This window comes from Streptomyces sp. L500 (genome assembly GCF_054551825.1).
The window spans coordinates 61,683-80,976 of record NZ_JBTOLC010000015.1; the positions used below are offsets into that span (position 1 = coordinate 61,683).

Consider the following 19,294-nt stretch of genomic DNA (forward strand, 5'->3'; position numbering starts at 1 on the left):
TCCCTCAGACCTCGTAGGGCTGGACGACGATGAAGTTGCCGGGCGCGCCCCGGAACTGGAGGTTCACGGCCTCTCCGCTGTGTCCCGGGTAGGAGGCGCGGCGCAGCCGCACCTGACTGGAGATGATCACCTGGGCGCCCGCCGACCAGGCCACGATGGCGTTGCTGTCGGCGAAGGTGGTGGGGGTGACGGGCAGCACCACGGGCGTGCCGTGGGTCTTGACGACGACGGTTCCGGTGCCCTGGAACTGCATGGTGAACAGCGCCCCGCCGGGGATGCCGTGACCGTCGATACGGCGCACCTCGTGGTGCAGCGACTCGTCGAAGGCGAGTACCGCGTCGGCGCTGACGCAGATCGCGTCGTTCTCCAGCTGGATGGGGTGGACGTGCGCGGAGTTCTCGGCGAGGAAGACCTGGCCGCGGCCGGTGCAGCGCATCAGCTGCATCTCCTGGCCGGTGGCGCCGCCGACGATGCGGCCCATGAAACCGGCGCCCTTGTAGCCGAAGTCGACCTTGCCCTGGTAGAGCACCATGCTGCCCTGCCGGGCGAGCACGGGCTGGGGGTCGGCACCGAGGTCGACCCGGATGAGCTTGGAGTTCTGCAGCGTCCAGCGCTGCCCGGTGGGCACCTCGCGGTACTTGTCCAGCGCCGCCTGGACGCCGGGGACGTGGGGCGGGGGCGTGCCGGGGGCCGCCGGGGCGTAGGAGCCGGGGTAGCCCTGCTGGGCCGGGGCGTGGGGCTGCTGGCCGTACGGGGCCTGCGGGGCGCCCGGGTAGGGCTGGGCGGGCGCGGCGGGCACGCCGTGGGGCTGCCCGGGGGGCGGGGGCGGCGCGCCGTAGGGCTGCTGGGCGGGGTACGCGTGGGCCGGGGCGGCCTGCCGGCCGTACGAGGCGTGCTGCCCCGGGACGCCGGGCGGACCGGGCGGCGGGACGACGCCACCGGGGGGCGTGTGACCGCCGGTGGGCGCGTGGCCCGTGGACGCGTGCCCGGTGGGCGCGTGGCCGCCGCCGGAGAAGTAGCCGGGCGGGGCGATGGGCGCGGCGAGGGTGGGTGCGGCGTGCACCTGGGAGGCCGCCGGGGCCTGGGGCGCCGGGGCGGTGGGCTGCTGCTGCGCGACGTGCGGCTGGTGGGCGGCAGGGGGTTGCTGTTGTGCCGCCGGGGGCTGCTGGGCTGCCGGGGGTGCGAAGGCCGGGGGCACCTCGGCCTGCGCGGGGGGCGCGAAGGCGGGCACGGCGGCGGCCGGGGTGGGGTCCGCTGCTGCCGGAGCGGGCTCCTCCTCCTCGAGGACCTCGCCGCCGAAGTTCCTCAGCAGCGCTTCGAGCCCGCCGTCGAAGCCCTGCCCGACGGCTGCGAACCGCCAGACGTCCTTCAGGTAGATGTCACCGAGCATCACCGCGCGCTCGGTGGTGAACTCCGTGCCGGTGAAGGAGTAGCGCGCGACCTCCACGCCGCCCGCGACGACCCGGAGGTAGCCCGGGCCGGCCTGCGACATCCGGCCGTCGCCGTCCAGCGTCGCCGTGAAGCTGAGCTTGCGGATGTGGGCCGGGACGCGGTCGAGGGTGACCCGGAACGATTCCGTGTCGCCGGCCTGCGCGCCCAGCTGCTGGATGGCCTCCTCCGGCGACTTCGGCTGGTTGAAGAAGACGAAGTACCGGTCGTCCGAGAGCCTCTCGTCGGCGTCGAGGCCGAAGCAGCTGACGTCGAAGGTCAGGCCGGGGCCGCCGACCTGCACTCCCACATACAGATCCGTCCCCGCCGTCAGGTCACTGATCTTGGCCTTGTGGCCGCGCTGGAATTCCCTGGACATGCGTGACGCCCGTCCCCCATCCGTACCCGTGGTGAATGCGTTGCGCCAGGCTAACCGCTGGCGGCGACGGCCGCCGATGCCGGGGCGGCCCGCCTACGGGCCCGTCACTCGCCGCGGGCGGCCGGGAGGTGGGGCAGCCGGTCGGCGGCGACCACGCCCTCGAGGTAGCCCCGGGCGCGCTCGGTACGCGGGTACGCCTCCAGGAGCCGCCAGAACTCCGGGCCGTGACCGGGGACGAGAAGGTGCGCCAGCTCGTGGAGGAGAACGTAGTCGACGACGTACTCGGGCATGCCCTGGAGGCGGTGCGAGAGGCGGATGCTGCCCTCGGCGGGGGTGCAGGAGCCCCAGCGGGTGTTCTGATTCGTGACCCAGCGCACGGAGGCGGGGCGGGCGCGGCCGTCCAGGTACTGCTCGGAGAGGCGGTGGGCCCGGTCGGCCAGCTCGGCGTCGCCCGGCATCCGCCGGCTCTCCTGCGCCGCGAGCTTGTCGAGCATCACGCCCACCCAGCGCCGCTCCTCCGCGTCCGACATCCGGGCGGGAATGAGCACGATCGTGCGATCGCCCTCGCGGTACGCGGAGACCGTCCTCCTGCGGCGCGTGCTCCGCCGGACCTCGACCGCGTCGGCCTCCTGGCCTCGGGAGAGCGGGCTCGGGGCGCTGCGCGGCGGTCTCGCGGCACTGTGCAGGGGGTCGACGGGCACGCCCCGACGTTACCCGTTGGCGGTGCGGGAAGTCCCGCCCCTCCGTCCGTTGTCGGGGAAAGACCCCAAGGAGCGCACGGCTTGTATGACTAACGCCCCCTCCCTGTGGACAACGCCGCACGGCGGGCGGCCGGGGCGGGCAGGCTGTGGCACGGACGAAGGGGGAGCCATGCGGACGACGACCACGACCACAGCTACGGCCACGGCCACGACCACGACCACCACAGTCACGGCCGCGACGGCCACGACCGCGCATCCGATGCTCAAGCCCGCGCTGCGCCGGGCCTGGCGCAGCCGGGACACGGTCCAGTTCGGGGTCGCCCCCGCGCACGCGGTGCTGCTGGGGCCGGTGGACACAGCGACGGGCTCCTTCCTCGGGCTGCTCGACGGGACGCGGGGGATGCCCCTGCTCCGCGAGGAGGCCCGGGGGATGGGGCTGCCGGAGGGGCGGGCCGACGAGCTGGTGGAGCGGCTGGCGGGGGCCGGGCTGCTGGACGATCCGCGCGGGGGTGGTGCCGAGGCCGCCGCGCTGCGGGGCCGGGGCGGCGCCCTGGAGCGGCTGCGGCCGGACCTGGCCGCGCTGTCCGTGCTCCATCCCGGGCCCGGCGCGGCGCTGCGGGTGATGGCGGGGCGGCAGAAGGCGCGGGTGCAGGTGCGGGGCGCGGGGCGGGTGGGGGCGACGGTCGCGGCGCTGCTGTCCGCGTCGGGAGTGGGCCGGGTCGACGTGCGGGACGGCGGCTGTGTGGAGCCGTGGGACGTGGCGCCCGGGGGTGTGGGCGCCGAGCGGACCGGGGAGCGGCGGGACGTCGCCGCGCGGCACGCCGTACGTCAGGCCGCGCCCGTGCCCCCGTCCCGGGGCCGGCCGGGCGGCTCCCGGGGCGAGCGAGGGGAGCGCGGGGAGGATGGCGGGGAGAAGCCGCTGGGGCTGGTGGTGTTCGCGCCGCGCGACGGTCTGGCGGCCTTCGCACCGGACCCGGCGGCGGCCGAGGAGCTGATCGCGTCCGGGACCCCTCATCTTTACGCGGGGGTGCTGGAGGCCACCGGGCTGGTGGGTCCGCTGGTGCTGCCGGGCACATCGGCGTGTGCGGGCTGTATTGATCGGGAACGGTCCGAACGGGACGCGGTATGGCCACGGATGCTCGCCCAGTGGAGGTCCGGGCGCGCCTCGGGGGTACCGTCTTGCGACATGGCACTGGCCACGGTCGTGGCGGGGCTGACCGTGGCGTGGGCGCTCGCCCTTCTCGACGGTGGGGCCGCGCCGGGCGCCGGGGTCCGGCTGGAGCTGGCCCTTCCGGGTCCGGTCCGGCAGCACCCCGAGCCCGTCGCACCGCATCCGCGGTGCCCGTGCGGCGCCGCGGCCCGGGGCGACGGGATGTCCAGGGGTCGCGGAGGTGGCGCACGGGAGAATGACCCGGTAACCGCCGTCCGAGGCGTGGCTGTTCGGCTAGTTGGAGGGGCGCATGTCTGATCTACCCCGCAAGGCGGTCACCCGTACCGTCAAGTTGGCCGCGCTACCACTGGGGTTCGCGGGGCGCACGGCACTCGGGCTGGGGAAGCGCATCGGCGGCCGCCCGGCGGAGATGATCGCCGCCGAGCTGCAGCAGCGCACGGCGGAGCAGCTCTTCTCGACCCTGGGGCAGCTCAAGGGAGGTGCCATGAAGCTGGGGCAGGCGCTGTCCGTCTTCGAGTCGGCCCTTCCCGAGCAGATCGCCGGTCCCTACCGGGCGGCGCTCACCAAGCTTCAGGAGGCGGCTCCCCCGATGCCGGTGGCCTCGGTGCACGCGGCGCTGGCGGAGCGGCTCGGCGAGGACTGGCGCGAGCTGTTCGAGGAGTTCGAGGACAAGCCGGCGGCGGCCGCGTCCATCGGGCAGGTGCACCGGGCCGTCTGGCACGACGGGCGCGAGGTGGCCGTCAAGGTGCAGTATCCGGGAGCGGGTGACGCGCTGCTCTCCGATCTGACGCAACTGGGCCGGTTCGCCAAGCTGCTGGGGCCGCTGGTGCCCGGAATGGACATCAAGCCGCTCATCTCCGAGCTGCGCGACCGGGTGTCGGAGGAGCTGGACTACGAGCTGGAGGCGCGGGCCCAGAGCGCGCACGCCCGGGAGTTCGCGGGGGATCCCGATGTGACGGTGCCGGACGTCGTCCACCACGGGGATCAGGTGCTGGTGACGGAGTGGCTGGACGGGGTGCCGCTGTCCGAGGTGATAGCGGACGGCAGTCAGGAGATGCGGGACCGGGCCGGGCAGTTGCTGGCGCGCTTCCTCTTCTCGGGCGCGGCCCGCACCGGGCTGCTCCACGCCGACCCGCATCCGGGCAACTTCCGGCTGCTGACCGGGGACGCGCCCGACGGCCCGCCGGAGAAGTGGCGGCTGGGGGTGCTGGACTTCGGCACGGTCGACCGGCTGCCGAGAGGGCTGCCCGTCGAGATCGGCACGGCGCTGCGGCTGACCCTCGACGGCAAGGCGGACGCGGTCCACGAGCTGCTGCGCGACGAGGGCTTCGTCAAGCCGGAGATCGAGCTGGACCCGGGGGCGGTGCTCGACTATCTCCTGCCCATCATCGAGCCGGCGCAGGTGGAGGAGTTCACCTTCACCCGGGACTGGCTCCGGGCGCAGGCGACCCGGATAGCCGATCCGCGCTCCCCCGCCTACCAGCTGGCCCGGCAGCTCAATCTGCCCCCGGCCTATCTGCTGATACACCGGGTGACGATGAGCACCATAGGGGTGCTGTGCCAACTGGGCGCCACGGTGCGGCTGCGTGACGAAATGGAGGCATGGGTGCCCGGTTTCAGCACCGACGACCGCAGTCAGGGCAACTCCGCCTGAGAACGGGCCGGGACGGCGGGACGAGCCGGGGCGGCCCGGCTCGTCCCGGCTCACCACCAGGTTCACCACCAGGACGAGTCGAGGCGTCCTTCGATGGCTCTGAGGTTGGCGCGGGCGCAGGCGTCACAGAAATAGTGGCGGCTGCCGTTCTCGACGGAACAGATCCAGGTCGGCGGTGGCGCCCCGCCCGGTGCCGGGGCGCCACAGCGAGCGCACACGACGGGCTTGTCGGCCCCGGGGTCCAGCCGCGCGGATTCATGCGTCTTGCGGTCCACTCCCAGACGATATCCCCGTGAGCGGGCCCGGCGCGGGTGGCACACCCGAACGGGGTGCGGGGCCGGTCCGAAAGGACCGGCCCCGCGGTGGGTCACTGCATCACGGCCATGGCCAGGGCCCGGCGGGCCCGCAGCGACGCGCGCTCGGCGCGGCGCTGCATCCGGCGGGCGGTGGCCAGCCGCACGGCCCTCCGTTGCGACTCGGCCTCCCTCAGCCGGTCGTGCATATGAGCCCTGGCCAGGGCTTCTGGGATGAGTTGCATGGCGTGGTTCCTGTTCTGACGCGAAGCGGTCGCGCCGGAGCGTTCATGGGTGGTACCGGGGACGAATGGCTCGGAGGTGGGGTGCATCGTCGGGTCCTGCTTCTTGGGGTCGTGCGTCGAGGGGTGGTCGATGGTGCCGTTGGCGGTCATGCGCTGACCGGGTTCTTGCGCGGGCGGCCACGCGGCCGCTTGCGGGCGACGACCACACCCTGGACGAACAGCTCGCCGCCCCAGACGCCCCAGGGCTCGCGGCGGTCCATGGCCCCGGCGAGGCAGGCGGCGCGCAGCGGGCAGGTCTGGCAGAGGGACTTGGCGTACTCGACGTCGGCCGGGGACTCGGCGAAGAAGACCTCCGGGTCATAGCTGCGGCAGGGCACCGGGACGTCGAGGTTCTCGATGGCCTCGTCGAGGTCGGTGAGGGCGGTCAGCGGGGTCAAGGTGTCCTCCGTGGGGACGGGCGGGGGGATCAGGTCGGTCGCTACGGACGGGGTGTGCGCCTTGAGTTGCACGGTGGGTGTTTCCTCGTCTTGTTGTTCCGGCTGGTGGCCGGGCTGGTTTTCCCCTGGCTCGGGGGCAAACAAAAGGGCCGCGGATCCCGGTGTGGGTTCCGCGGCCCTGGAAGGTGCCGACCTGATCATGCCGATCAGGCTGGATCTCTCCAGGGTTTGAGCCCACGGAAGGCCCACGTCTTGGGAAGGTGGTGCGCTGCGTTCAGGGATCCGGCGCCATTGGCGGCCGTCGCGAGGGCATAGGCCTGAGAGGCCTGCGCCTCAGCTGCTGCCCTTACCTCGGATCCCTTGGTCGGTCGCTGTTCCGGCCGGACCGGGGTGACGACCTGGGTGGCGCCGGACAGACCGGTGCCCTGGAAGGAGCCGAGGAAGCCGAGCATGACGGCGGAGCCGATCTGGCGATCGGTCATTTTGTCGCTGGCCATAAAGCTGATCATTTTCTCCGCCTCCTCTCGGCGTCTCGGGGACCGCTGTGACACGGTCAAGTCTTCGGTTTCAGTACAGCACGGACCCAACGGATCCTGAAAGAACCCGTCGCTTCCCTGCTCGGAAGGCTATGGGCACTGCCTCCACACGCGCAAACTATTTTTCCGGAGTTTCTTGGGAGGTGTCCTGGGACACATCCGCCGAGCCCGGATCACCGCCCGCGCACAGGGCGAGAACGTCGGCCCCGAACTTCCCGAGCTTCCGTCCTCCGACTCCTGAGATGCGCGCGAGCTCCGCTTCGGTTCCCGGAACGGCCTCGGCGATCGCGAGGAGCGTCTTGTCGGTGAAGACGCAGTAGACGGGCTGGCCCAGCAGACGGGCCTGCTCGGCCCGCCAGTCGCGCAGCCGTTCGTGGAGCGCCTCGTCGAGCTCGCAGGGGCAGTCCTCGCAGCGCATCAGTTTGATCTCGCCCGCGTCGGTCAGCGTCCGGCCGCAGACCCGGCACCGGGCGGAGCCGCGCCGCTTGCGCACCGCCCCGGCGCCGCGCTCGACGCCCCCCTGGCCGGCCGCACCGGAGAAGGCCGGGCGGACGGCCGCGGAGCCGGGCCGCAGGCCGTTGAGGAAGCGGGTGGGCCGCCGGGAGGGCCGGCCGCCCGGGGTCCGGGACAGCGCCCAGGACAGCGACAGATGGACCCGGGCCCGGGTGACGCCGACATAGAGCAGCCGACGCTCCTCCTCCACCTGCTCGTCGGTCTTGGCGTAGGTGATCGGCATCATGCCCTCGGTGAGCCCCACCAGGAAGACGGCGTCCCACTCCAGGCCCTTGGCCGCATGCAGTGAGGCGAGCGTCACTCCTTCCACCGTGGGCGCGTGCTGGGCGCTCGCCCGCTCGTCCAGCTCGGCGACCAGGTCGGCGAGGGTGGCCGCCGGGCGGGCCCGGACGAAATCCTCCGCGAGGCGCACCAGGGCCGCCAGGGACTCCCAGCGGTCCCGGACCGCACCCGAGCCCGCCGGGGGCTCGGGCTTCCAGCCGCGCGTGCCGAGCACGGCGCGCACCTGGGAGGGCACGTCGTCCACACCGGCCAGCTGGGGGTCGGAGTGGCCGCCGGCCCGGGCCGCGCCCCGCAGCAGCAGCCCGGCCTCGCGCACCTCGGGGCGCTCGAAGAAGCGCTCGGCGCCGCGCAGCTGGTAGGGCACCCCGACATCGGCGAGGGCCTGCTCGTAGATCTCGGACTGGGCGTTGACGCGGTAGAGGATCGCGATCTCGCTCGCGGGCACCCCGGAATCCATCAGCTCCCGGACCCGGCGGGCGGTGCCCTCGGCCTCGGCGGGCTCGTCCGCGTACTCCCCGTAGACGGGGGCGGGGCCGGCGGGGCGCTGGGAGACCAGCTCCAGCCGGTGCTCGGCGGCCCTGCCCCGGGCCTGGGCCAGCAGCCCGTTGGCCAGGTGGACCACCTGGGGGGTGGAGCGGTAGTCCCGGACGAGCTTGACGACGGTGGCGTGCGGGTGCCGGACCCGGAAGTTCAGCAGGTGGTCGGGGGTGGCGCCGGTGAACGAATAGATCGTCTGGCTGGCGTCACCGACCACGCACAGATTGTCGCGGTCGCCCAGCCACAGCTCGAGCAGCCGCTGCTGGAGCGGGCTGACGTCCTGGTACTCGTCGACCACGAAGTGCTGGTACTGGCGACGGACGGTCTCGGCGATGTCGTGCCGGTCCTGGAGGACGCCCACGGTCAGCAGCAGCACGTCCTCGAAGTCGATCACGCCGCGCTCGCGCTTGAGCTGCTCGTACGTCCCGTAGACCAGGGCGATCTCGGCCGGGTCCCGGGGGACCTCGCGGCCGGTCTTGGCGGCGGCGGCCGGATAGTCCTCGGGGACGGTCTGGGTGACCTTCGCCCACTCGATCTCGCCCGTCACATCGCGCAGCTCGTTGCGGTCGAGCCGGATCCGGCAGCGGGCCGCCGCCTCCGCCACCACCTGGACCTTGCGCTCCAGCAGCCGGGGCAGCTCGCCGCCGACCGCCTTGGGCCAGAAGTACTGGAGCTGGCGCAGCGCGGCCGAGTGGAACGTACGGGCCTGGACCCCGCCCGCGCCCAGCTGGCGCAGCCGCCCGCGCATCTCGCCCGCCGCCCGGTTGGTGAAGGTGACGGCGAGCACACTCGCGGGCTGCAGCAGACCGGACCGGACGCCGTAGGCGATCCGGTGGGTGATCGCACGGGTCTTGCCCGTACCGGCGCCGGCCAGCACGCACACCGGCCCGCTCAGGGCCATGGCGACCTCGCGCTGCTCGGGGTCGAGCCCGTCGAGCACCGCGTCGGCCGAGTCCGGCACCTGCGGGAAGAGAGTGGAGTGCGTTGCTGCTGTCACCCCGCCATGCTGCCAGGTCCGGCGGGGCGACCGGGAATGTCGTCCACAGGTGGGGCAGACCGGTCGTACTAATACCGCGATGCGTCGGGAACGGTCGGGAATGCTGGGCCGCAGGTGTGCGTTCTTCCTCCGGAATCTCCCCCGAGGAAGAAGGAGCGCGGGTCGCATGCCGAGCACCGTGACGATGTACAGCACCACCTGGTGCGGCTACTGCCGCCGTCTGAAGACCCAGCTGGATCGCGAGGGCATCGCCTACAACGAGATCAACATCGAGCTCGACCCCGAGTCGGCGGCCTTCGTGGAGAAGGCCAACGGCGGGAACCAGACGGTCCCCACCGTGCTCTTCGCCGACGGCTCCACGCTCACCAACCCCTCGCTGGCGCAGGTGAAGGCGAAGATCAGCGCCTGACGCCCACGGGTGCCGGCGCCTGGTGGCGGCGCTCCCCTACGGGAGCGGCTCGCCGTACCAGAGCTCGATCAGGCGGGCCGCGATGGAGATGCCGGTCGGAGGCAGGACCTCCCCGCTCTCGAACGCGGCCCGCAGCTCGTCCCGGGAGAACCAGCGCGCCTCGTGGATCTCCTCGCCGTCCACCTGGATGTCCGAGGACGTCGCGCGGGCCATGAAGCCCAGCATCAGGCTGGAGGGGAACGGCCACGGCTGGCTGGCGATGTACTCCACGTCGCCGACGACGACGCCCGCCTCCTCGGAGACCTCCCGGCGCACCGCCTCCTCGATGGACTCCCCCGGCTCCACGAAGCCCGCGAGCGTCGAGAAGCGGCCTTCGGGCCAGTGCATCTGGCGGCCCAGCAGTGCCCGGTCCTTCTCGTCCGTGACCAGCATGATCACGGCCGGGTCGGTCCGGGGGTAGTGCTCGGCGCCACATGCCTGGCAGCGGCGGATGTGCCCCGCGGCCGCGATCACCGTGCGCTCGCCGCAGCGCGAGCAGAAGCGGTGGAGCCGCTGCCAGTTCTCCAGGGCCACGGCGTGGACGAGCAGGCCCGCGTCGCGCGGGGACAGCAGCAGGCCGGCCTCCCGCAGGCCCGCCGGGCGCGCGGACTGGTCGATGCGGCCGGGCAGCGCGTCCTTCTGGAGCGCGAAGTAGGCCACGCCGTCCTCGTCCTTGCCGAGGAAGTAGCGGTGGGTCTCGGTGACCGGCGCCTCGAAGGCGGGCGTCATCACCAGCTCGGTGCGGCCGTCGGGGGTGTCGTCGATCAGCGCCTGACCGCCGGAGACCACGAAGACCCGCGTCGTGGGGTGGCTCCACGCGGCGGCGAGCCACGCCTCGTCCAGACGGTGGTGCGCGGCACGGTCGATGCCGCTCGCGCCGCTCAGTGCGACGTCGAGCGTGTCGGGCCGGGTGGCGGTGAATTCGGTCCAGGTGGTCACGGCTGCTTCCAACTCCCCCTCTTGACAGTGTTCGTGCGTATGGGGCGCGGGCCCCCGCATGGCGCCTAGGCGCCGGCGGGGCCGGTGCCCGTGCGGGCCGTCGCGGCCAGGTCTCCCCACAGGTGGGCGGCCGTCTCCACGCCCTTCATGAGGAGGTCCAGCTCGACCTTCTCGTTCGGCGCGTGCCAGCCGTCCGACGGCACCGAGATGCCGAGGAACAGCACCGGGGCGCCCAGGACGTCCTGGAGGTCCGCCGCCGGGCCCGAGCCGCCCTCGCGCGTGAAGCGGATCTTCTGGCCGAACGCCTTGGTCATGGCCCGTACGACCGACTGGAGCGCTGGGTGGTCCAGCGGGGTCAGACAGGGGCGGGTCGAGCCGGTGAACGTGATCTCGTGGCGGATGCCGCCGCCCTCCGGGAGGCGGGCCGCCACCCAGTCGCGCACGGACTCCTGGACGCGGTCGGCGTCCTGGCCCGCGACCAGCCGGAAGGACAGCTTCAGCCGGGCCGACGACGGGACGATCGTCTTGCCGCCGGGGCCCTGGTAGCCGCCGCCTATGCCGTTGACCTCGGCGGTCGGACGGGCCCACACCCGCTCCAGGGTGCTGTAGCCCGCCTCGCCGAGGGTGCCGTGCGAGTGCGCGGCACGCAGCCAGCGCTTCTCGTCGAACGGCAGCTCGGCGATCAGCGCGCGCTCCTGGCCGGTCAGCTCCACGACCCCGTCGTAGAACCCCGGGATCGTCACCCTGCGGTCCTCGTCGTGCAGGGCGGCCGCCAGGCGGGCGGCCTCCGTGGCCGGGTTGGGCACGGCGCCGCCGAAGGAACCGGAGTGGATGTCCTGGTCCGGGCCGTAGAGGTCGATCTGGCACTCGGCCAGGCCGCGCATGCCCGTGCACACCGTCGGGGTGTCCTCCGACCACATGCCCGTGTCCGAGACGATCACGGCGTCGCAGGCGAGCCGGTCCGCGTGCGCGGCGATCAGCGCGGGGAAGTTCGGCGAGCCCGACTCCTCCTCGCCCTCCACGATCAGCTTGAGGTTGACGGCCGGGGCGGTGCGGCCGGTGGCCGCCAGGTGGGCGCGGACGCCCAGGGTGTGGAAGAACACCTGGCCCTTGTCGTCGGCCGCGCCGCGCGCGTACAGCCGGCCGTCGATCGTCGTCGGCTCGAACGGGTCCGTGTGCCAGCCGTCCTCGCGGGCGGCGGGCTGGACGTCGTGGTGGCCGTAGACCAGGACCGTGGGGGCGTCCTCCTCGCCGGAGGGCCACTCCGCGAACACGGCGGGGGCGCCGTTCCCGGCTCCCGTCTCCCAGATCTCCGCCGTCGGGAAACCCGTCTCCTTGAGCTTCGCCACCAGCCACTCGGCGCTGCGGCGCACATCGGCCGCGTTGGCCGGGTCGGCCGACACGGAGGGGATGCGCAGCCACTCGGCCAGGTCGGCGAGGAAGGCGGCGCGGTGCACGTCGATGTACGCGCGGACGGCGTTGTCCGGGGCAGTGCTCATGCCATCGAGCCTATCCGGACACGCGGGGCGACCAGGACCGGGTTTCGTCACACGTCCTCCCCTAGGAGGATCCGTTCCAGCCCGGCCCGGTCCGGCAGGTCCGGCGGGATCGCCTTCTCGCCGTCGCGGATGTACACGAACGCGGCCGTCACGGAGGAGAGCGGCAGTCCTTGCTGCTCGGCCCAGGCCAGGCGGTAGATCGCCAGTTGGAGGGGGTCGGCGGTCCGGGTGCGGCTCGTTTTCCAGTCGACGATCTCGTACGTGTCGTGTTCGGTGTTCCGCTCGCGGTAGACCGCGTCAATGCGGCCCCTGATCACGCGGCCCGCGAGGGTGAGCTGGAAGGGGGCCTCCACCCGGTACGGGGTGCGGTTCGCGTACGGGGTGCGCTGGAAGGCCTCCTTGAGTTCGGCCAGGTCCTGCTCGTCCGTGATCTCCAGGGCGCCGGGGAACCCGTCCGGGTCCAGGTCGTCCAGGTCCGGGAACGGCAGGGGGAGCGCCTCGAAGCGGGACTCCAGCCAGGCGTGGAAGCGGGTGCCCCGGCGGGCGGCGGGCTGGGGGCGGCGCGGCATGGGGCGCGCGAGGTCGCTCGCGAAGCCGTCGGGGTCGGCGGCCAGGTGCATCAGCTGGGTGGCGGTCAGGCTGGACGGCAGGACGACGTCGTGGACCTTGGCGCGGGTGCGCTGGAGTTCGCCGGCGAGGGCGTTCAGGTCGCGGTCCCAGGACGCGACCGTGCGGGTCTCCTCGGGGAGCAGCGGATGCGTCGTGGGTGCGGGGGACGTCGTGGGTCGGGCGGGGCCGGGGCGGGCAGGGCCCTCCTGCCCGCCCCGGCCCCGCCCTTCCGCCGTCTGCGTGCGCGGGGCCGTTTCCAGGTGCTTCAGGTGGGCGAGGACCGCTTCTGCCGCCTCCCGGCGGCGGGTCAGGGCGGCCTTGTCCAGCGGTAGCGGCCAGGCGTGGGTCGTCTCCCGGGTCAGGGCCGGGTTCTCCGCGTCCTCTTCCGGGGCGTCCGCCCATGCCTCGATCTCGCCGTGTCCCGCCTCGCAGTGCTCGCGGAGGGCCTCCAGGAACTCCGACGGGCCGCGCGTCCGCTTCTGGTTCGGGCCCCACCAGTGGCCGGAGCCCAGGAGGAGGTTGCGGGGGCGGGTGAAGGTGACGTAGCCCAGGCGCAGCTCTTCGGTGTGCTGGTGGGCCTTCATCGCGGCCTTGAAGGCCGTCAGGCCCTTGGCCGTCCAGTCGGTGACGTCGGGGAGGGTGTCGGCGTCGCCTCGCAGGGCGTGCGGGAGGACCTTGGGCTGGGACGTCCAGGAGTCGCGGGACTGCTCGCTGGGGAAGGTCTTCGCGACCAGGCCGGGGACCGCCACCACGTCCCACTCCAGGCCCTTGGACTTGTGCGCGGTGAGGATCTTGACCGTGTCCTCGCCGCCGGGCAGCGAGCTGTCGAGACCCTTCTCGTACTGCGCGGCCGTGCGCAGGAAGCCGAGGAAGGCGGCCAGGGTGACCTCGCCGTCCAGGGCGGCGAAGCCGGCGGCGATGTCCAGGAACTGGGTGAGGGTCTCCCGGCGGCGGGCCGCGAGGGCGTGGGGGGACGCGGAGAGCTCGACTTCCAGGCCCGTGGTGGCCAGGACGCGGTGGAGGACGTCCATGAGGGGGTCGCCGAGGCCGCGGCGGAGGTCGCGGAGCTCGGCCGCGAGGCGGGCGAAGCGGACGCGGGCCTCGGTGGAGAAGGGCAGGTCGTCCTCGGGGGCGGCCGGCTGGGCGGCCGACAGGAAGGTGTCGAGGGCGTCGGCCAGGGACGTCGTCTCCGTGGGGTCCACGCCCTCCACGGCCTCGGCCAGGCGGCGGTCGGGGTCGGTGCCGGTGGGGCCGTGAGGGACGAGCGTCCGGGCGCGGCGGCCCAGCAGGGCCAGGTCACGGGGGCCGACGCGCCAGCGGGGGCCCGTCAGCAGGCGGACCAGGGAGGCGTTGGCGGTGGGGTCGTGGAGGACCTCGCAGACGGCGACGAGGTCGGCGATCTCGGGGAGGTGGAGGAGGCCGGACAGGCCGACGACCTCGACGGGGATGTCGCGCCGGACCAGGGCGGCCTGGATCTCGGCGAAGTCGGTGGCGGTGCGGCACAGGACGGCGATGTCGCCCGGGCGGGTGCCGGTGCGGACGAGGTGGGCGAGGGAGTCCCCGAGCCAGTCGAGCTCCTCGGCGTGGGTGGGCAGCAGGGCGCAGCGGACGACGCCGTCGCGCTCGGCGCCCGGGGCCGGGCGCAGGGCCTCGACGCCCTCGTGGCGGGCGCGGAGGGGGGCCGCGAGGGTGTTGGCCAGGTCCAGGAGGCGGCCGCCGCTGCGGCGGTTCTCGCTCAGCGAATACCGCCGGGCCGGCTGCCCGTCCTCCTGCGAGAAGTGGTTCGGGAAGTCGTCCAGGTTGGCCACCGAGGCGCCGCGCCAGCCGTAGATGGCCTGGCAGGGGTCGCCGACGGCGGTCACCGCGTGGCCCGTGCCGGCACCGAAGAGGCCGGCCAGCAGCAGGCGCTGGGCGACGGAGGTGTCCTGGTACTCGTCGAGGAGGACGACCTTGAACTGCTCGCGCAGGACGCGGCCCACCTCGGGCCGGGTGCGGGCGAGCTCGGCGGAGCGGGCGATCTGGTCGCCGAAGTCGAGGAGGTCGCGGGAGCGCTTCTCCTCGCGGTACGCCTCGACGAGCTCCAGGAGCTCCAGGCGGGCACGCACCGTCTCCGGGATCTTGCGCAGATCCGCGTTGGTGAGCTTGGCGCGGCCGAGGGCTTCCAGCAGGTCGTGGTCGTGGGCGCGGAGCTCCGCCGGTTCGGTCAGGTGCTCCGCCAGTTCGCCGTCCAGGGCCAGCAGGTCGGTGACGAGGTCGGCGAAGGGGCGGGTGAGGGCCGGGTACGGGCCCGGCGAGGAGCGCAGGACGCGGGCGGCGAGCTGGAAGCGGGTGGCGTCGGCGAGGAGGCGGGAGGTGGGCTCCAGGCCGATGCGCAGGCCGTGCTCCTTGAGGAGCTGGCCGGCGAAGGCGTGGTAGGTGGAGATCCGGGGCTCGCCGCCGGTCTCCCCCTCGGCGGGCTCCAGGCCGATCCCGGCCTTCCCCAGGGCCTTGCGGACGCGCTCGGCGAGCTCGCCCGCCGCCTTGTTGGTGAACGTCAGGCCGAGGACCTCCTCGGGAGCGACCTGCCCGGTGCCGACCAGCCAGACGACGCGCGCGGCCATGACCGTGGTCTTGCCGGAGCCCGCGCCGGCCACGATGACCTGCGGGGCGAGCGGCGCGGTGATGCAGGCCGTCTGCTCCGGGGTGAAGGGGATGCCGAGGAGCTCCTTGAGCTGCTCGGGATCGGTCAGGCGCGCGGGCATGCCGGTGACGTTAGCGGGAGGCACTGACATCTCACTCCACGATCTGCCGGCCCTCGGGCCGGGCACTGCACGAGGCGCGGAACGAGCAGTGGGCGCACTGCCGGCCGGGGCGGGGGGAGAAACGTTCCTCAAGGACGCGTCCCGCGGCCTCGGCGAGCAGCTCGCCGATCCATTCGCCGTCGAGGGGCTCCTGCGCCTGGACCTTGGGCAGGGTCTCCCCGCCGTCCTTCTTCGCCGCGCCCTGGCGCAGGTGGACGAGTTCGGCGCCGCCGGGCCGGGGCCGGTCGCCGCCGAAGGCGTCGTCGACGGCGCCCTCTGCGACGGCGAGCTGGTAGACGGCGAGCTGGGGGTGGCGTTCGACGTCCTTGGCGGAGGGCGCGTTCTTGCCGGTCTTGAAGTCGACGACATACGCCCGGCCCTGGGCGTCCTGCTCGACGCGGTCCATGGAGCCGCGGATGCGCACCTGGTACTGCCGGGCCTTGAGGGTGACGTCGAAGGGGTGCTCGGTGACGACGGCGGCGCGGGCGCGCTCCATCACGTGCCAGCGCAGGAAGCGCTCCAGGGCGGCGCGGGCCTGTTCCATCTCCTGCCGCGACTTCCAGGGCGCGTCGAAGGCCAGGGACTCCCAGACGGTCTCCAGGCGCTCCATGAGCACGGCGAGGTCGGCGGGGGTGCGGCCGGAGGCGACCTCGTCGGCGAGGACGTGGACGACGTTGCCGAAGCCCTGGGCGGCGGTGGCGGGGGCGTCCGCCTTGACCTCGCGGCCCAGGAACCACTGGAGGGAGCAGCCGTCCTCGGTGAGCTGGCCGAGGGCCGAGCCGGACAGCGTGACGGGCCGTTCCGGGTCGCGCAGCGGCACCTCGTTGTGGGTCGGCTCGTGCAGTCCCCACCAGCGGTAGGGGTGCGCGGCGGGGACGAGCGGCTGACCCTCCTCGTCGCGCAGGGCGGCGAGCCGGGCGAGCCGTTCGGCGGCGGCGGCCCGCAGGGCGGCGGAGGCGGCGGGGTCGACGGTGGTGGCGCGCAGCTCGGCGACGAGCGCGGCGACGGCCAGGGGGCGGCGCGGGCGCTGGGTGACGTCGACGGGCTCGGTGCCCAGCTCGGTCAGGAAGCGGGAGGGCTGGTCGCCGTCCTCGGCGGCCGCCTTGACGGCCGTGACCACGAGCCGGTCGCGGGCGCGGGTGGCGGCCACGTAGAACAGCCGGCGCTCCTCGGCGAGGAGGGCGCCCGCGCCGAGGGGCTCGGCGATGCCGTCGCGGCCGATGCGGTCGGCCTCCAGGAGCGAGCCGCGGCGGCGCAGGTCGGGCCACAGGCCCTCCTGGACGCCCGCGACGACGACGAGCCGCCACTCCAGGCCCTTGGAGCGGTGCGCGGTCATCAGCCGGACGGCGTCGGGGCGCACGGCCCTGCGGGTGAGGGTGTCGGCGGCGATGTCCTGGGCGTCGAGCTCGTCGAGGAGGTTCAGGGCGCCGCGGCCGCCGGTGCGCTCCTCGGCGCGGGCGGCCGTCTCGAAGAGGGCGCAGACGGCGTCGAGGTCGCGGTCGGCGTTGCGGCCGGCCGGGCCGCCGCGGTGGGCGGCGCGCTGCAGGCGGGTGGGCCAGGGGGTGCCGTCCCAGAGGTGCCACAGGGCTTCCTCGGCCGTGCCGCCGCGCGCCAGCAGCTCGCGCGCCCCTGCCAGGAGGGCGCCCAGGCGCTGGGCGGGGCGCGCGTACGCGGGGTCGTGCGCGACGAGGCGTGCGGGCTCTGCGAGGGCTTCGGCGATGAGGGTGTCCGAGGGGCGCGGGGTGGTTTCGCCCGCGGCCCGTTCCTCCTCGCGGAGGGCTCGGCCCAGACGGCGGAGATCCGCGCTGTCCATGCCCCCCAGGGGGGACGTGAGGAGGGTCAGCGCCGTCTCCGGCGTGAGCCAGTTCCGCGCCTTCGGCGCGGTGTCTCCCACCCGCCCACCCGTCGCCGCATCAGTCGGCTCCGCCACCGCTCGCAACGCCGTCAGCAGGGGGGCCACCGCTGGTTCGTGGCGGAGGGGGATGTCGTCGCCGTCGACCTCGATGGGGACGCCCGCCGATGTCAGGGCGCGGCGCAGGGACGGTATCGAGCGGGAGCCCGCGCGGACGAGGACGGCCATGTCCTGCCAGGGGACGCCGTCCTCCAGGTGGGCGCGGCGGAGGATGTCGGCGATGTTGTCGAGCTCGGCGCCCGCCGTCGGGTAGGTGTACGCCTCCACCCGGCCCCCGTCCCGTACGGGCACGAGCTCGCGGTGGGCGCGTACGGCGGCGGCCGGCAGCCGGGTCAGCGGCATCCGGTGGGTGAGCAGCCGGGTGGCGGCGAGGAGGGCGGCGCCGGAGCGGCGCGAGGTGTTGAGGACCGCTACGGGGGCGGGCGTGCCGTCGGTGCGCGGGAAGGCGTGCGGGAAGTCGAGGATGCCGCCGACGTCCGCGCCCCGGAAGGCGTAGATGGACTGGTCGGGGTCGCCGAAGGCGATCAGGGTGCGGCCGCCGCCCGCCAGCGCGCGCAGCAGCCGGACCTGGGAGACGTCGGTGTCCTGGTACTCGTCGACGAAGACGGCGTCGTAGCTCCGGCCCAGCTCGGCCGCGACCTCGGGGCGCCCGGCGAGGAGGACGGCGCGGTGGACGAGCTCGGCGTAGTCGAGGACGCCGCGCGCGTCGAGGACGTCCAGGTACTCGGCGAGGAAGGACGCGGCCGCGCGCCAGTCGGGGCGGCCGGCGCGCCGGGCGAAGGCGTCGAGCTCGCCGGGGCCGAGGCCCAGCTCCCGGCTGCGGGCGAGGACGGCGCGCATCTCGTCGGCGAAGCCGCGCGTGGTCAGGCAGGCGCGCAGCTCGTCGGGCCAGCGCACCCGGCCGCGGCCCTCCTTGCCCAGCCGCAGTTCGCCCTCCAGGAGCTCGCGCACCATGACGTCCTGCTCCGGGCCGGACAGCAGCCGGGTGGGCTCGACGAACAGTTCGACGTCCTGGTGGGCGCGCACCAGCGCGTAGCAGTAGGAGTGGAAGGTGGTGGCCCGCGGGCCCTGGGCGCCGCCGAGCCGGGCGGCCATCCGGTCGCGCAGTTCGACGGCCGCCTTGCGGCTGAAGGTGAGGACGAGGATCCGCGCGGGGTCGGTGCCCCGCCGCACCCTTTCGGCCACCGCCTCGACGAGCGTGGTCGTCTTGCCCGTGCCCGGTCCGGCGAGCACCAGCAGCGGTCCCCGCCCGTGGTCAACCACCGCGCGCTGGCACGCGTCCAGCTCAGGTGGGACCACCGGGCCCGGCGGCGTGCGCACGAGGCGGTACGCGCCCGTGGCGGGCCGCTGGTGGGACGAGGAGGAGCTCACGTGTGTCGTCGGTCCTGGGGGGAGGTACGGGTGGTCGGCCGGCCGGGACGGGTCACGGCGCGGAGGGCGACCCCCGACGCTACGCCAGGAGACCCGTGTGGCGCAGTGCGTCCCGGGTGCCTTCGTCCCTCCCGGGTGACCTCATCCGTTCGGGTAACGCCTTGTGGTCACGGGCCGGGGCGCGGCCCGGCGGCGGCGGTCCTCCGGCCGTCAGGTGTGCGGAGTCACATCCCCGCCGCCGTCCCAGCGGGCGCGGGCCATGGCGATCCGGGGCAGCCGTCCCCCGGCGCTCCGGCCGGGCTCCCGCAGCGGGGTGCCCTCGGCGCGGTAGTGGGCCAGGGCGTCGCGCTCGTGGCCCGGCAGCAGCAGGCCGTCCGCCCGGACGACGCGCCACCAGGGCACGGCCCCGCCGTAGAGGGCCATGACGCGGCCGACCTGCCGGGGTCCGCCCTCGTCGAGCCACTCGGCGACGTCTCCATAGGTCATCACCCGGCCGGCCGGAATCAGCTCGGCGACGGCCAGTACCCGTTCCGCGTACTCGGGAAGCTCGTCCATCCGGTGCA

15 protein-coding genes are annotated in these 19,294 nt (G+C 74.1%); 3 read left to right on the forward strand and 12 right to left on the reverse strand.

From position 1 onward, the window contains the following. Positions 1-4: 4 nt before the first annotated feature. Positions 5-1,807 carry a TerD family protein gene (locus tag ACX9I7_RS16470; RefSeq protein ID WP_459387772.1) on the reverse strand — a complete coding sequence of 601 codons (1,803 nt, stop codon included), beginning with the start codon at positions 1,805-1,807 and terminating at the stop codon, positions 5-7. Between the two features lie 104 nt (positions 1,808-1,911). Further along, the gene (locus ACX9I7_RS16475) at positions 1,912-2,508 is read right to left on the reverse strand and encodes a M48 metallopeptidase family protein (RefSeq protein ID WP_387566486.1); all 597 of its coding nucleotides are present in this window, start codon (positions 2,506-2,508) and stop codon (positions 1,912-1,914) included. A gap of 259 nt (positions 2,509-2,767) precedes the next feature. On the opposite strand from ACX9I7_RS16475, the gene ACX9I7_RS16480 reads away from it, so the two are divergent. Then, the gene (locus ACX9I7_RS16480; protein ID WP_387567298.1) at positions 2,768-3,976 is read left to right on the forward strand and encodes a ThiF family adenylyltransferase; all 1,209 of its coding nucleotides are present in this window, start codon (positions 2,768-2,770) and stop codon (positions 3,974-3,976) included. Continuing rightward, the gene (locus ACX9I7_RS16485) at positions 3,969-5,333 is read left to right on the forward strand and encodes an ABC1 kinase family protein (protein ID WP_189451540.1); all 1,365 of its coding nucleotides are present in this window, start codon (positions 3,969-3,971) and stop codon (positions 5,331-5,333) included. The genes ACX9I7_RS16480 and ACX9I7_RS16485 overlap by 8 nt, the downstream gene beginning before the upstream one ends. A 62-nt stretch (positions 5,334-5,395) precedes the next feature. Here ACX9I7_RS16485 and ACX9I7_RS16490 read toward each other — a convergent pair whose 3' ends face one another. The 5 genes from ACX9I7_RS16490 to ACX9I7_RS16510 all read right to left on the reverse strand — a co-directional run bounded on the left by ACX9I7_RS16490 (position 5,396) and on the right by ACX9I7_RS16510 (position 9,173). Next, the gene (locus ACX9I7_RS16490; RefSeq protein ID WP_387566489.1) at positions 5,396-5,608 is read right to left on the reverse strand and encodes a hypothetical protein; all 213 of its coding nucleotides are present in this window, start codon (positions 5,606-5,608) and stop codon (positions 5,396-5,398) included. Between the two features lie 92 nt (positions 5,609-5,700). Then, the gene (locus ACX9I7_RS16495; RefSeq protein ID WP_387566492.1) at positions 5,701-6,021 is read right to left on the reverse strand and encodes a hypothetical protein; all 321 of its coding nucleotides are present in this window, start codon (positions 6,019-6,021) and stop codon (positions 5,701-5,703) included. After that, entirely contained in the window at positions 6,018-6,380 is a 363-nt protein-coding gene (locus tag ACX9I7_RS16500; RefSeq protein ID WP_126915934.1) for a WhiB family transcriptional regulator, read from the reverse strand. Before ACX9I7_RS16500 ends, ACX9I7_RS16495 begins: the two co-directional genes overlap by 4 nt. 134 nt (positions 6,381-6,514) lie before the next feature. Then, positions 6,515-6,817, reverse strand: a complete 303-nt coding sequence (locus tag ACX9I7_RS16505) for a hypothetical protein (RefSeq protein ID WP_229820133.1) — start codon at positions 6,815-6,817, stop codon at positions 6,515-6,517. A 145-nt stretch (positions 6,818-6,962) separates the two neighbouring features. Next, a complete protein-coding gene (locus tag ACX9I7_RS16510; RefSeq protein WP_387566497.1) occupies positions 6,963-9,173 on the reverse strand; it encodes an ATP-dependent DNA helicase UvrD2 in 2,211 nt (736 codons plus the stop codon). A gap of 166 nt (positions 9,174-9,339) precedes the next feature. On the opposite strand from ACX9I7_RS16510, the gene ACX9I7_RS16515 reads away from it, so the two are divergent. Next, positions 9,340-9,582, forward strand: coding sequence for a mycoredoxin (locus tag ACX9I7_RS16515; protein ID WP_189451543.1), 243 nt, complete (start codon positions 9,340-9,342; stop codon positions 9,580-9,582). 36 nt (positions 9,583-9,618) lie between these two features. Here ACX9I7_RS16515 and nudC read toward each other — a convergent pair whose 3' ends face one another. The 5 genes from nudC to ACX9I7_RS16540 all read right to left on the reverse strand — a co-directional run bounded on the left by nudC (position 9,619) and on the right by ACX9I7_RS16540 (position 19,286). Continuing rightward, positions 9,619-10,560, reverse strand: a complete 942-nt coding sequence (gene nudC / locus ACX9I7_RS16520) for an NAD(+) diphosphatase (protein WP_126915924.1) — start codon at positions 10,558-10,560, stop codon at positions 9,619-9,621. A 65-nt stretch (positions 10,561-10,625) separates the two neighbouring features. Further along, on the reverse strand, positions 10,626-12,059 hold the full coding sequence (locus ACX9I7_RS16525; RefSeq protein WP_387566502.1) for a dipeptidase: 1,434 nt from the start codon (positions 12,057-12,059) through the stop codon (positions 10,626-10,628). Positions 12,060-12,106: 47 nt separating this feature from the next. Continuing rightward, on the reverse strand, positions 12,107-15,409 hold the full coding sequence (locus ACX9I7_RS16530) for a UvrD-helicase domain-containing protein (protein ID WP_459387773.1): 3,303 nt from the start codon (positions 15,407-15,409) through the stop codon (positions 12,107-12,109). 31 nt (positions 15,410-15,440) lie between these two features. Continuing rightward, the gene (locus ACX9I7_RS16535) at positions 15,441-18,731 is read right to left on the reverse strand and encodes an ATP-dependent helicase (protein WP_459387774.1); all 3,291 of its coding nucleotides are present in this window, start codon (positions 18,729-18,731) and stop codon (positions 15,441-15,443) included. A gap of 210 nt (positions 18,732-18,941) precedes the next feature. Then, on the reverse strand, positions 18,942-19,286 hold the full coding sequence (locus ACX9I7_RS16540; protein ID WP_387566508.1) for an MGMT family protein: 345 nt from the start codon (positions 19,284-19,286) through the stop codon (positions 18,942-18,944). Positions 19,287-19,294 lie beyond the last annotated feature (8 nt).